General features: G+C 50.8%; 14 protein-coding genes. 4 read left to right on the top strand and 10 right to left on the bottom strand.

The features are described from left to right. Positions 1-129: 129 nt before the first annotated feature. The gene (locus KOI40_RS11520; RefSeq protein ID WP_233710216.1) at positions 130-777 is read left to right on the top strand and encodes an RluA family pseudouridine synthase; all 648 of its coding nucleotides are present in this window, start codon (positions 130-132) and stop codon (positions 775-777) included. A 54-nt stretch (positions 778-831) separates the two neighbouring features. On the opposite strand, the gene tmk is transcribed toward KOI40_RS11520, so the two are convergent. The 10 genes from tmk to KOI40_RS11470 form a co-directional block, all read right to left on the bottom strand. Next, positions 832-1461: a dTMP kinase gene (gene tmk, locus KOI40_RS11515; protein WP_369413181.1), complete on the bottom strand. Its 630-nt coding sequence runs from the start codon at positions 1459-1461 to the stop codon at positions 832-834. Between the two features lie 60 nt (positions 1462-1521). Further along, positions 1522-2559 carry an endolytic transglycosylase MltG gene (gene mltG / locus KOI40_RS11510; RefSeq protein ID WP_216097673.1) on the bottom strand — a complete coding sequence of 346 codons (1038 nt, stop codon included), beginning with the start codon at positions 2557-2559 and terminating at the stop codon, positions 1522-1524. Further along, positions 2556-3422, bottom strand: a complete 867-nt coding sequence (gene pabC / locus KOI40_RS11505; RefSeq protein WP_216097672.1) for an aminodeoxychorismate lyase — start codon at positions 3420-3422, stop codon at positions 2556-2558. The genes mltG and pabC overlap by 4 nt, the downstream gene beginning before the upstream one ends. Positions 3423-3474: 52 nt before the next feature. After that, positions 3475-4716 carry a beta-ketoacyl-ACP synthase II gene (gene fabF / locus KOI40_RS11500; RefSeq protein WP_216097671.1) on the bottom strand — a complete coding sequence of 414 codons (1242 nt, stop codon included), beginning with the start codon at positions 4714-4716 and terminating at the stop codon, positions 3475-3477. Between the two features lie 306 nt (positions 4717-5022). Further along, positions 5023-5259, bottom strand: coding sequence for an acyl carrier protein (gene acpP / locus KOI40_RS11495; RefSeq protein ID WP_166993717.1), 237 nt, complete (start codon positions 5257-5259; stop codon positions 5023-5025). Positions 5260-5443: 184 nt separating this feature from the next. Further along, positions 5444-6187: a 3-oxoacyl-ACP reductase FabG gene (gene fabG, locus KOI40_RS11490; protein ID WP_216097670.1), complete on the bottom strand. Its 744-nt coding sequence runs from the start codon at positions 6185-6187 to the stop codon at positions 5444-5446. Between the two features lie 130 nt (positions 6188-6317). Continuing rightward, positions 6318-7256 carry an ACP S-malonyltransferase gene (gene fabD, locus KOI40_RS11485; RefSeq protein WP_216097669.1) on the bottom strand — a complete coding sequence of 313 codons (939 nt, stop codon included), beginning with the start codon at positions 7254-7256 and terminating at the stop codon, positions 6318-6320. A 114-nt stretch (positions 7257-7370) separates the two neighbouring features. Next, the gene (plsX, locus tag KOI40_RS11480) at positions 7371-8363 is read right to left on the bottom strand and encodes a phosphate acyltransferase PlsX (RefSeq protein WP_216097668.1); all 993 of its coding nucleotides are present in this window, start codon (positions 8361-8363) and stop codon (positions 7371-7373) included. Positions 8364-8378: 15 nt separating this feature from the next. Then, positions 8379-8561 carry a 50S ribosomal protein L32 gene (rpmF, locus tag KOI40_RS11475; RefSeq protein ID WP_167183736.1) on the bottom strand — a complete coding sequence of 61 codons (183 nt, stop codon included), beginning with the start codon at positions 8559-8561 and terminating at the stop codon, positions 8379-8381. A gap of 42 nt (positions 8562-8603) precedes the next feature. Further along, entirely contained in the window at positions 8604-9140 is a 537-nt protein-coding gene (locus tag KOI40_RS11470; protein ID WP_216097667.1) for a YceD family protein, read from the bottom strand. Positions 9141-9266: 126 nt separating this feature from the next. Here KOI40_RS11470 and KOI40_RS11465 point away from each other — a divergent pair, with 126 nt between their 5' ends. The 3 genes from KOI40_RS11465 (at position 9267) to KOI40_RS11455 (ending at position 13355) form a co-directional block, all read left to right on the top strand. After that, complete coding sequence (locus tag KOI40_RS11465) at positions 9267-9851, top strand: Maf family protein (protein ID WP_216097666.1); 585 nt, start codon at positions 9267-9269, stop codon at positions 9849-9851. 165 nt (positions 9852-10016) lie between these two features. Further along, entirely contained in the window at positions 10017-10793 is a 777-nt protein-coding gene (locus KOI40_RS11460; RefSeq protein ID WP_216097665.1) for a hypothetical protein, read from the top strand. Positions 10794-10997: 204 nt separating this feature from the next. Next, positions 10998-13355 carry a fatty acid cis/trans isomerase gene (locus KOI40_RS11455; protein ID WP_216097664.1) on the top strand — a complete coding sequence of 786 codons (2358 nt, stop codon included), beginning with the start codon at positions 10998-11000 and terminating at the stop codon, positions 13353-13355. Positions 13356-13532: the final 177 nt, after the last annotated feature.

The following is a 13532-nucleotide window of genomic DNA, read 5'->3' as shown; positions in this document are numbered from 1 at the left end:
ATACCCAATCAGCTCACTTATTGACGACGATTCAGTTAAAAACTGTTGACGGCAAAGCTTAACAATATGGCGTTTCTTTTGCGATAATTTCCGCCCCTGCCCTTATGTCCCTTGAAATTGAGTATTCCTTTGACCCAGACTCCCGCTCTTCCCATCGAACTCGCCTATCACGACGACTATTTTCTGATTGCCAACAAGCCTCCTGGCTTGCTGACCGTCCCCGGACGCGGCCCGGACAAGCAAGATTGCCTGATCAACCGCCTGCTTCCCGAATACCCCAACAGCCGTATTGTTCACCGGCTGGACATGGCCACCTCAGGACTGGTGATCATTGCCCAAAGCCTGCCGGCACTTCAGGCTCTTGGGCGATTGTTTGAAACGCGACAGATTGCCAAGGAATACATCGCCGTGGTGGATGGGTTACTGGAAGAAGATCAGGGAGAAATAAACCTGCCGTTGATCTGTGACTGGCCCAATCGTCCGAAACAAATGGTATGCCATGACACGGGCAAGTCGGCACAGACCCGCTTTGAGGTGATTCAAAGGAATGAAGAGGCAATGCAATCCCGAGTCATCCTGCGCCCCGTCACCGGTCGCTCTCATCAGCTTCGGGTGCACATGCAGGCACTGGGACATCCCATTGTAGGGGACGAGTTTTACGCCCCGGAAGAAGTACGAGTGGCTTCACCACGGCTGTTACTGCACGCCACCAGATTGAAATTTCAACACCCTTTCGAAGAGAGGGAAATGGATATCAGCCTGGCGCCGGCATTTTAATAAACGCAGCATGAGCCTCGGGAAGTCAGACGAAAGGAACAATACAGATGTGGATCAGGAAGCTGACAGCAAACCATCCAACACGGATTTGATATCCTGCTGAACATCCTCCAGTGACTGCCCTGCATCCACCACCGCGTATTGTGAAGGATTGGCCGCCACTCTCTGTTGATAGCCCGCTCTGACACGGTGGAAGAACTCAACGGCTTCGGATTCGAAACGGTCCAGAGCCGCTCGCTGTCCCGCTCTGGCCAGTCCGGTTTCCACATCAATATCGAGCACGATGGTCAGGTCGGGGCGCAGATCGCCTTGCACCAACTGTTCGAGCGTTTCGATGGTACTCAAGGAGAGTCCACGACCCGCGCCCTGATAAGCATAGGTCGCATCGGTAAAACGATCACACAACACCCACTCGCCACGCTCAAGGGCAGGCACAATCACCTGATTGAGGTGCTGAGCTCTCGCGGCAAACACCAGCAACAACTCCGCCTGCTCATCGACGGTTTCGTCGCGCTTCGACAACAGCAATTCACGCACCTCCTCAGCCAGAGGAGTCCCGCCGGGTTCGCGAGTAACGCAAAGTGGAATGCCTTTCGCTTCAAGATAATTCTGAATATATTGACGATTGGTGGTCTTACCGACACCTTCGGTACCTTCCAGGGTAATAAATTTTCCGCGTGCAATCGTCAAAAGAGATTCCTTACTTGTTGGGTCGGGCTAATCGTCACTTTTCGACAGTAACGGTTACTGAACACTGGAGCGGTACGAAGAAGAACGCTGCAACTGGTATTTCTTCACGGCATTTGTGTGTTCAGCCAGAGTTTCAGAAAAATAGTGAGTGCCATCACCTTTGGCGACAAAGTATAAACTTTTACCCTCGGCAGGATGAAGCGCCGCATGAATCGCCTCACGCCCTGGCAAGGCAATCGGTGTTGGTGGCAATCCATTAATCATGTAGGTGTTGTAGAGGGTTTTCTCTCTCAGGTGTTTACGACGGATGTTGCCCTGATAATTGCTGCCCATGCCATAAATTACCGTTGGGTCAGTCTGCAGGCGCATTCCCTTGTTCAGTCGTCGAACAAATACGCCGGCAATCTCTGCACGTTCGTGCTCTGCGCCGGTTTCCTTTTCAACGATCGAAGCCATGATCAGCGCTTCGTAAGCGTTGTCATAGGGTAAATCCTCGGAACGCATCTCCCACTCTTCGGCCAGAACCTCTTGCATGCGCAGGTATGCCTGCTGAATCAAATCCCAATCCGTAGTGTGCTTGGTAAACACGTAGGTATCAGGAAACAACCAGCCTTCAGGATTGTCCTGTTCTATACCCAGTCGGGCACGCACAGCGCTCACATCGACGTCTTGCAGTGTGGTTTTCAGATTTTCATTCGCTGTAATCAGCTTCAATGCATCCGCAAATGTAATGCCTTCCACCAGCGTTAACGTTCTCTGCTTTACCCGGCCATCATGCAATTGCTGCAACAATTGCACGGGCGTCACACTGGCTGGCAACTCATATTCACCCAGTTTGATGTTCGTAGTTTTCGCAATCCTGGCATAAAGAATCAACAACCGCGGGTATTGCAAACCGATCTCGCCACGCAGGCGATAGGCGACTCGCGATAACGAATCCCCGGGCGACAACTCCAGAGTCTGTTTGTCTTCGGGGATCTCCATTGGATCATGAAGCCAATGCCAACCAAAGAGGCCAGCAGCAAGACACACAGAGACACCAACTAACACCAACAATCGGAATGGCTTGGAAACCAGAATTTTTGAAATCATATACAGAACCGACTGGCTTTGAGTGAGCTTAACAAGCGATGAATTGTCTTGCTGTCTGAAAAGTTCACTAATGCCCTGTCACGATTAATCATTACTTTTTCGACCACAACGATGCCACGCAAACTGTTACAACAAATTGCCGAGGAAAAGCTATGCAGCTGATCTTTATGGATTGGTTCTACATGAACCTTAATACCTGACTCGTGAGCCAGCTCTTCCAGTATAAAACGACGCATGACACCGGCGACACCGCATTCATTCAATTCAGGGGTATAGAGCTCGCCGTCACGTTCAAAAAATACATTGCTGCTGACCGTCTCAATAATAAACTGACTGTCAGTCACCAGACCATCATCAAACCCTGCCTGCTGGCATTCGGCTTTCAGCAACACATTTTCGAGACGGTTGAGATGTTTTAACCCTGCCAACATTGTGCTGCGAGCCAATGGTTGCTGGCAAAGGTACAAAGCTGTGGAATGATCAGTTAAGGGCAAAGCGGAATGCAGCTGGCAGACAACCGTTGGCGGCATATGAGGATCAATACCATAGCCCCGTCCGCCTGCACCTCGGGTCACGATAATTTTTAACGTAGCGTGGAGTTGGCCATCCTGTTTGTGAGCGGTTAACAGCTCATTCACCCAGAGCTCCATCAGAGAAGCATCGAGCGGAATACCCAAACGCTGACAGCCCGAAATCAATCGCTCGCGATGATACTGCCAAAGGGGAACCATACCGTCTCTGACACGAAGTGTTTCAAACACACCATCGCCATAGGCCAGACCACGGTCTGCCGGAGACACGGAGGCGCCCATCTGACCGTTTACAGACACAGTATCAATAGCGGGATTGTTCACAGATGACATGAAGGCTGGGAAATCGGGTGCCGGGAGTGGAAACCACCGGCACCCTCACTCATCAGGAGAGCTTGCGGAACAACAAAGAACCGTTGGTACCGCCGAAACCAAAGGAGTTGCTCAAGGCTGCATCGATACTCATTTCCTGAGCGGTGTGTGGCACCAGGTTGATGTCACAGCCTTCGTCAGGATTATCCAGGTTGATCGTAGGCGGAGCCACCTGATCACGAATCGCCAGCACAGAGAAAATCGCCTCAACACTGCCTGCCGCTCCAAGCAGATGGCCAATCATGGACTTGGTGGAACTGACCGCAACCTGATCGACAGCCGATCCCATCACACTCTTGACCGCTTTACACTCAGCCAGATCACCAGCCGGTGTCGAGGTGCCGTGAGCATTGATGTAATTGATACTGGAAACATCAATCTTGGCGTCATTGATGGCATTTTGCATGGACTGAGCAGCACCTTCACCGTTTTCAGGAGGTGAAGTCATATGATAGGCATCGCCACTCATGCCAAAGCCGATCAGCTCTGCATAGATTTTTGCACCACGAGCCTTGGCACTTTCATATTCTTCCAGCACCAGAACACCCGCACCATCACCCAACACAAAACCGTCACGGTCTTTGTCCCATGGACGGCTGGCAGCCTGAGGATTGTCATTGCGGGTAGACAGAGCTCTAGCTGCAGCAAAGCCACCCAAACCAACCGGTGTACAGGCCATTTCTGCACCACCGGCGATCATGGCATCAGCCTCACCGTGTTGAATCATACGCGCCGCCAGACCGATGTTGTGCGTACCGGTAGTACAAGCCGTAACCACCGAAATATTTGGCCCTTTGAACCCGTACTTAATACTCAGGTTACCGGCAATCATATTGATGATGGCACCTGGCACAAAGAAAGGAGACATGCGACGGGGGCCCTTGGTGTTGATGATGTGGGCGCCCTCTTCGATTGAGCCAATACCACCAATACCCGCACCGATTGCCGCACCGATGCGCGGAGCATTTTCTTCGGTAATTTCCAGCCCGGAATCTTCAATGGCCTGAATACCGGCCACCATACCGTACTGAATGAATGGATCCATTTTGCGGGCATCTTTCACCGGCAAATACGGCTCCACATTGAAATCTTTGACGGGAGCGCTGAACTGAGTGGAAAACGCCGATGCATCAAATTTATCGATCGCACATGCGCCACTGCGACCAGCAAGAATTCCCTCCCAGGTGGAGGCCACATCGTTGCCCAATGGCGTTACCATTCCAAGACCTGTTACAACTACTCTGCGACGTGACACGCTGCCTCCTTAAACGGCTCTTATGCTCCTCGGTCCTGCACTGAGTGAGCGGGTTTTCGAGGAACCTGACACCACCCCAGTGCCAGAGAACCTAATAATTTCTGTTATTCATTATGCACGCAACAACAAATTCAGGGCACCGTTAATCATGCAGAATACACACTGCATCAGAAAATTCGATACCTTCAAAAATTTGACTGCTGCAAACACAGAAAAGCCGCACTATCTTTCAATAGAACGGCTTTTCGTGAAACGTTTCAGCTCTGACTGAAACGATTGGCTTTACGCAAAGCCACCAACCGGAAATTAACCCAGGTTAGCGTTTACGTAATCAATCGCCAGCTGAACGGTAGTGATCTTTTCAGCTTCTTCGTCAGGGATCTCGGTTTCGAATTCTTCTTCCAGAGCCATAACCAGCTCTACAGTATCCAGAGAGTCAGCGCCCAGATCTTCAACGAATGAGGCCTCGTTTTTTACTTCTTCTTCTTTAACGCCCAGTTGCTCAGCAACGATCTTTTTTACGCGCTCTTCAATGCTGCTCATAGTGGTTTTCAACTCCTAATTGAAATAAATAGTTCGCAGTTGAACCGTTCTCCTGTACACCAGATGACGGCTCTTTATGGGTACGATCAACACAAAGGCGCATTCTACATCGAATTACCCGAGTTGTAACGTATCCGGTTAAATTTCTTTGTTAATTCGAGAAAAACCTCGCAAAAACAAAGAGTTATGACATATACATGCCACCATTAACATGCAATGTATCGCCCGTAATATAGCTTCCGGCGTCACTCGCCAAAAAGCCCACTACTGCAGCAATCTCTTCAGGCTGCCCCAAACGCCCCAGGGCAATTTGCGACAACATTAATTCTTTTTGCTCTTCACTTAACTCTTTGGTCATATCTGTGTCGATAAAACCTGGTGCTACGGTATTAACCGTAATTCCACGAGAACCAACCTCTTTTGCCAGAGCTCTGGCAAAACCTGCAACACCCGCCTTGGTAGCGGCGTAGTTTGACTGACCGGCATTACCCATTGAGCCCACAACCGAGCTGATATTGATAATGCGGCCCCAACGGGCTTTCATCATGCCACGCAGGCAAGCCTTGCTGAGTCGGTAGATGGCACTGAGATTGGTATTGATCACATCAAACCACTCATCCTCACTCATGCGCATCAGCAGGTTGTCTTTGGTAATGCCTGCATTATTCACGAGAATTTCTGGCGTACCAAACTCTTCCTGAACGGATTTCAAAAGGCTCGCTACAGAATCGGCGTCTGTAACATTCAACACCTTGCCGACACCTTTAATGCCCTTTTCAGCAAAGCGGGCAGTAATTTTTTCTGCGCCAGACTCACTGGTAGCCGTGCCGACAATAACAGCACCTTCTGCACCCAAATGATCCGCAATTGCCGCACCAATCCCGCGACTGGCTCCTGTGACCAGAGCCACTTTTCCATTTATGCTCATAAAAACCCTATTTTTGGTTTATATCTTTGTTCTGTATAAGCCAGCTTAGCAGCACTACGCCGACTTATTATTAATCTATCAAGAATTAAGCCAACTCGTATTAAGCCAGTTCTTATTAAGACAATGATTATTAAGACAGCTCGGCCAGCGCTTTATCCAGGTCTGCCGGTGTTTCAGTGGCGAAAGTAGAGAGACTTTTCTCAATGCGACGACACAGTCCTGACAACACCTTGCCCGGGCCACATTCAACCACCTGAGTCACGCCAGACTCAACCAGAGTGCGGGTACAGTCTACCCACAGAACCGGCGTGTATATTTGCTCAATCATGAGCTGTTTGATTTTTTCCGGATCGGCTTCGGTTTTTGCGTTCACGTTATGCACAACAGGAACCGTCGGAGCCGAGAATTCGGTCGCCATGATTTGCTCGGCCAGATTATCTGCCGCAGGACGCATCAGCGACGTATGGAAAGGTGCGCTCACCGGCAGTGGCATAGCTCGCTTGGCGCCAGCTTCCTTACAACCTTCAATGGCACGTTCAACAGCACCCGCATGCCCCGCAATAACCACCTGACCCGGAGAGTTAAAGTTAACCGCAGCGACGACCTCATCACCTGCAGCCTGCTCACAGGCTGCGTTAATGGCATCATCGTCCAGACCAATGATAGCTGCCATGGCGCCAACGCCTGCTGGCACAGCTTGTTGCATATACTTACCACGCAGCTGAACCAGCTTGACGGCATCCTCAAACGCAACCACACCGGAGCACACCAGCGCAGACCACTCACCCAGACTGTGGCCGGCCATCAATACAGGCTTGGCACCGCCCTTCTGCTCCCAGATGCGCCAGATGGCCACACTGGCAGTCAGTAGCATCGGCTGAGTTTTCTCGGTTAAATTCAGCTCTTCCTGAGGACCATTCTGGATCAACTGCCATAAATCATAGCCCAAAACGCCAGAAGCCTGTGCAAAGGTCTCCTCAACCACCGGGTAGCTTTCGGCCAATTCGGCCAGCATGCCTACCTTCTGAGAGCCCTGCCCAGGAAATACAAACGCAAGCTGTTCACTCACTCCAGAATCCTCTTTATGAAAATATCGATACCACGACGAACTCGTGATCTGTTTTGTGTCACCAGACAGCAACACATCTTAAAATTAATAAACCAGCCAGACACAAACCTGTGATCAGGCCAGACTTTCAGCCAGCAGCGCCTGAATTTTTTCAGGTGTCTTTTTTTCGGCCTGCTCTTTAGCAACCGCCATCGCGTAGGCAAAACCTTTGGCATCCACAGAGCCGTGACTTTTGACCAAAACGCCACGTAAACCCAGGAAGCTCGCGCCATTATAGCTGGCAGGGTCAATTTTTGTATGCCATTGTCGCAAAAAGGGACGGGCAAATTGGCCAACAAGCCGGCTTATGAAGCCCCCTTGCGAACCACTCTTCAAATATGACACCACCAGGCGGGCCGCCCCCTCGCTAACTTTGAGGGCCACATTGCCGACAAAACCGTCGCACACCACCACATCGGCCTTGCCGTCGAAGATGCCATCCCCTTCAACATAGCCGATGTAATTCAGTTGTGGCGCCGACTCAAGCAGCGTTGACGCCTGTCGAATTTGTTCGTTGCCTTTGATGTCTTCTGAACCAATATTGAGCAAACCTACCGTTGGTTCCGCCACCCCAGAAGCCTCAGCCAGAACACTGCCCATCAGACCAAACTGCAGCAGCTGCTCAGCAGTACAATCCACATTGGCACCGAGATCCAACACATAACACGACCCGGTTTGAGTCGGCATGGCCTTGCAGATCGCCGGACGATCAATCCCCGGAAAGGTTTTCAGCAGCAGCTTGCCCATAGCCATCAATGCACCGGTATTGCCGGCACTGACACAGGCGTGCGCCTCACCGGTGGACACCAGTTCGATGGCCTTCCACATGGAAGAATCCTGCTTGTGACGAAGGGCTTGTGCGGGTTTGTCGTCCATCGTCACCACTTGCGTAGAGGCGAGACTGCGGACATTGGAAGGAAGCGAGGGAGGTATTTCAGAAACATCACCCACCAGCACCAAGGCTATTGCCGGATTGGCCCGGGCAAAATTTAGTGCGGCAGGTAACGTAGAACGGGGACCTAAGTCCCCGCCCATAAGATCAACTGCAATCGTCAGCTGAGTCGGCAAACGAACGATTCCGAATTAATCGTCGCTACCGGTATCTACTACTTTACGGCCTTTGTAGAAACCATCAGCAGTCACGTTGTGACGCAGGTGCTTCTCACCGCTGGTTGGATCTACTGACAAAGTCGGTCCAGACAGAGCGTCATGTGAACGACGCATGCCACGTCTTGAACGGGTTTTCTTACTCTTTTGAACAGCCATCTTGTGCTCCTATTACTCAAAGTTCGTCGGAACCGGGGCGCCTCAGGATTTCGGCGAGCCCTTAAGTTGTTCCAACACTTGAAACGGGTTTTTGGTTGATTCGGTTTTCGCTTCAACCTCGTCATCACCAAAACTGGTTTGCTCAATACAGTCCTCGTCGTGATAGGACACCATTGGCAAATTCAGCAGTAATTCATCTTCGATAATCGAGTAGATATCCGCCGCACCTTCAGGCAGGATCAAAGGATCCAGCGCTTTAGGCAACTGCTTCGCCCGCTCTTCATCCCAGACAATCGCCAAGTTAATCTCGGCATCCAGAACAACTTCAACCGGCTCAAGGCATCGCTGGCAGGTCACTTTAAGAGCACAATTGGCTCGACCCACAATGACACGATGTCTTTCATCATCGACTCCGAACTCAAGCTCCACCTCGACCTTATCGCTGCTATCGAGCGAGATCTCTGCCAGACGGGTAAGTTCGGAGACGGCAATAAAGCCGCTCAGATCGAGCCCTTGCTGAGCAAATTTCCGCGGGTCAATATGACGCGGCAATTGGGTATTTGAGGGGGTACTTGACATAAGCGCGCAATTTTAGGGAGTCCACTGCCCGCTGTCAAAGAAAAATCAACACATAACCTTATGAATTTACACAAAAACAGGCCCAAACCATTAAAATGGCCATCCAACCCCTAAAAAGACGCCATTATGCTGCCTATCGTCCTTGCTTCAAGCTCTCCTTACCGCCGACAACTCATTGAAAAGCTTGGAATTTCCTTCTCTACAGCCTCACCGGATATCGATGAAAGCCCACAAACCGGCGAGTCGCCTGCTGATCTGGCTAAAAGGCTGTCTGAAAACAAGGCCAAAGCACTGGCTGCTGACTACCCGAACCATCTGATCATCGGGTCAGATCAGGTGGCCGAACTGCACGGCAAACCTCTCGGCAAGCCCGGTAACCATCAGGCTGCCACAGCCCAGCTGCAAAGCGCCAGCGGACACATTCTGCACTTTCACACCGGCCTGGCCCTCTTTAATAGTCAAACTGGAACACTGCAGTACGCCAACGCCACTTACACCGTGAAATTCCGCTCACTGAGCGACTCGCAAATCGAATCCTATCTGAGCAGGGAAAAGCCCTACGACTGCGCCGGCAGCTTCAAATCCGAAGGCCTGGGCATTGCGCTGTTTGAATACATTCGCGGCGATGACCCCAACAGCCTGATTGGCCTGCCCCTCATCGAACTGACACGCATGCTGTTAAATGAAGGAATCGATATTCTTGGTAACTAATCTGATATCAATGAAACCAAACAAAATAACAGCCACACATTGAAAGCCAATTTTCTTGGAAAATGCCGCCTTTAACTCTTGGTGAAGCACGCCCTTTTCAGTAGAATCCCTGCCCCGCTTACGGGCGGCTGACCATTGAATAGCTTCCAGGCAATAATTTCGTCCATGTCCAAACCTTTAACCAATAACGAACTTCTGGTCCTTCAGGAAAATCTGGATCTCTTCGGCTCACCGGAAGACATTCCCGCACCCAAGACCAAAAAGAACAGCCCGAAAACCAGGAAGCGCACGGCGTCTACCCAGAAAGGTCGCAACAGCAAGTCTCATTCCATCGTCAGTCAGACATCAGAAAGCACAACCAAAGCCACACCCGCGACGGCGGACATGCTCAATGCGCTGGCAGAGGTTGAATCACAAGAAATAAAAGAAGTACAAGAAACCACGGTACCGGCCTCTCCTCTTGAAGAGCCGTCAACCAAAGAGCAGCCAACGCCAACAATAAAGTCAGCCACTGAAGCGTCTATATTCGAGACTTCTGTATTTGAGACACCCACACCTGAGGCCTCTATAGAAGAACACGATTCAGCGTCATCCCCCGAGAAGTATCTTGCCGTTCGCGCAGCCAGCAGCACAGCCGCGAAAGATCTTTTGGAAAACGACGGGGCTCATGTGATCAATTACGCTCTGGAAAAACGAGACCCGGCGCTCAGAAATGTTTCAGAATCGTTATTGGATCTCGGTATGGAATACCGAATCAACAATCAGACCATTCACTGGCTGTTGATTGAAGACGAACTCAGCGTTGAAGATCATTTATCCAAACCTTATGTAGAGATTGCATTTTCTTCCAGCTGGTTTGAAAAAGAGAAAGAGCGTATCCGCCAATTACGAGGCATCGCCTACCTGGATGCCTGCTTAGAAATTGCACAAAAGCTTCATTAAACCATCACACTCCTGCATTTACGGTTTATAAACCTCGCCCAAGGCTCTGCTCTCTTCTTTTAATAACAATTATAGGGTCTTAATAACCTCTATAGAGTTTTAATAACCGCTATAGAGAACTGGGGTCGCACCCTATCGCCAAAAGCCACTATACTGAGCATTGAAAGCCATCAGCCCGTTCATGGGCACAGCAGAGAGACAGGCATGCCCTCAAAAAGCTTTTTCAGCATTACCCTGGTCATCATACTTGCAAGCTGCGCAGGTATCTCAAGCGCCCCACTCGATAAATTATACGGCCACAGCACACCACAGGAACGACAAGTTCCGTCCGATAGCCAACGCGGACAAAGCTACACAAAAAACATCAAGCCCATCATCGAACACCGCTGCACAGTGTGTCATGGTTGTTACGATGCGCCCTGCCAATTAAAAATGTCTTCCACTACCGGCCTCAACCGTGGCGGCAGCAAAGAGCTGGTCTATGATGGCTTGCGCCTGACAGAGAGCACACCCAACCGGTTATTCATTGATCACCACACCACGGAAGCATGGCGAAAAGCCGGCTTCCACCCAGTGATTAACGAGCGCGCCCAAACACCAGCAGCCAACCTCGAAGGCAGCCTGATGTACAAAATGCTGGAATTAAAGACCCAAAACCCTATTCCACAAGAAGGCCTGCTCCCCGAAGACATTACCGTCAACATTGATCGCGAATACTCCTGCCCCAAAGTGGAAGAGTTCAATGCGTATAAAAAAGAAAACCCCAATTGGGGCATGCCCTACGGCCTGCCGGGGTTATCTTCCGTCGAGCTGCACAAACTCAGCTACTGGCTGACCATCGGCGCACCCATGCCGGAAGAACCACCCCTGCCCGCAAACCTCAAGCAGGAAGTCGAGCGCTGGGAATCTTATTTCAATCAGGATTCACTAAAGGCACAGCTCACCAACCGCTATATCTATGAGCACCTGTTTTTAGCCAACCTGTATTTTGACGAATTATCGACAGATACATTTTTCAACTTGGTTCGCTCCAGCACACCGCCGGGACAACCCATCCAGGTCATACCCACACGCCGCCCGTACGAAGATCCCCAAGTGGATCGCGTGTACTATCGCTTGCAAAAAGTCACCACCACACGCCTGGCAAAAACCCATATGCCTTACGCACTCAATTCAGAGCGCAAAGCCAAATGGGATGCGTGGTTTTACAACACGGATTACGAAGTCACCTCACTGCCCTCTTACAAACCCGAAGTGACTGGCAACCCGTTTATGGTTTTCCAGCAATTGCCGACAAAATCCCGCTATCGTTTTATGCTCGATGAAGCCGAGTTCACGATCATGGGTTTTATCAAAGGCCCGGTGTGCCGTGGACAGATTGCGCTAAACGTCATCAACGATCGATTCTGGGTATTCTTTTCTGATCCCGACTTAATTGACCCGATTGAATCCAATGCGTTTTTGGCCGAACAGAGCGAACACCTGCGTCTGCCCACCGAAGCCGGCAGCACGATCCTGCCGATCACCAACTGGCTTAAATATTCCTCGCTGCACGAAGAGTATCTGGACGCTCAGCACGAAGCCCAAAAAGCCTTTTACAGCGTCAATGACATTGCCCTCAACGAACAAACCGTTTGGGACGGCGATGGCGACAACAACAATGCCGCCCTCACCGTCTTTCGACACATTGACAGTGCCAGCGTTGTCAAAGGGCTGGTCGGCAAAGAACCCAAAACCGCCTGGATCATTAACTACCCCATCCTCGAGAGAATTCATTACCTGCTGGTTGCCGGCTTCGACGTTTACGGCAATGTGGGCCACCAGCTGACAACGCGCTTGTACATGGACTTCCTGCGGATGGAAAGCGAGATGAACTTTTTGACGCTGCTCCCGCCCGAAGAACAAAAGAAACAGTGGGACAACTGGTATCAGGGCGCCAGCTCCAGCGCCAGAGACTTTGTCGAGAAAAGCAGCAGTGCCTACTTCGACGCCTCGAGAATCAACTACAAAACCGATGCGCCGAAAACAGAACTGCTGCAACTGCTCAAAGACCGTTTGCAACCGGTCCTGATGACCTCCCATTCGCTGGACGAATCCGGACTGAGCAAGCAACACATCGCCGCGCTTGAAGAGCTGGGCACCATTACCGGCACAACCGCCAACCTGTTGCCGCAAGTGGTTTTTCTGAGCATTGAAGACGCCAACGGCAAACTGCATTTGTTCAGCGTGCTTCACAACAATGCCCACACCAACATCACCAGCCTGCTGAAAGAAGAATCCAACCGACTGCCAGAGAAAGACTCCATCACCGTAACCAACGGTTTGATTGGTGCCTACCCTGGCGCGTTTTGGCACATCAAACAAAACCAGCTGGACCTGCTGGTCCGCGATGCCAAAGAACTGAAGTCCGAACAGGATTACCAGCGGTTCATGGCCCGCTATGGCATTCGCCGTACCAATCCGAACTTCTGGCAGCACAGCGATAAGATTCACGCCACGGATGAACAGAACCACCCCATTGAATACGGCCTGTTTGACTTTAATCGCCTGGAAAATCGCTGACAGGTTTTAAACCATTCCTTTCTGAACCCCTTTGCCTGATCACCTCGGGCACTGGGGTTCTTGTTCCAACAGCACGACCTATTCCCCCCGACACAAAAACTCGCAAGACCCAAAGCATGTGCTAGCCTGAAATGTGAGGTTTTATTCCCTTCCTATTACTCATTGAGGCTTAACAAT

The sequence above is a fragment of the Pseudomaricurvus albidus genome (assembly GCF_018863235.1).
In the GTDB taxonomy this organism is placed as follows: Bacteria; Pseudomonadota; Gammaproteobacteria; order Pseudomonadales; family Cellvibrionaceae; genus Pseudomaricurvus; species Pseudomaricurvus albidus.
The sequence above is the reverse complement of the archived record's forward strand: the minus strand, read 5'-3'. Positions and strand labels throughout refer to the sequence as shown.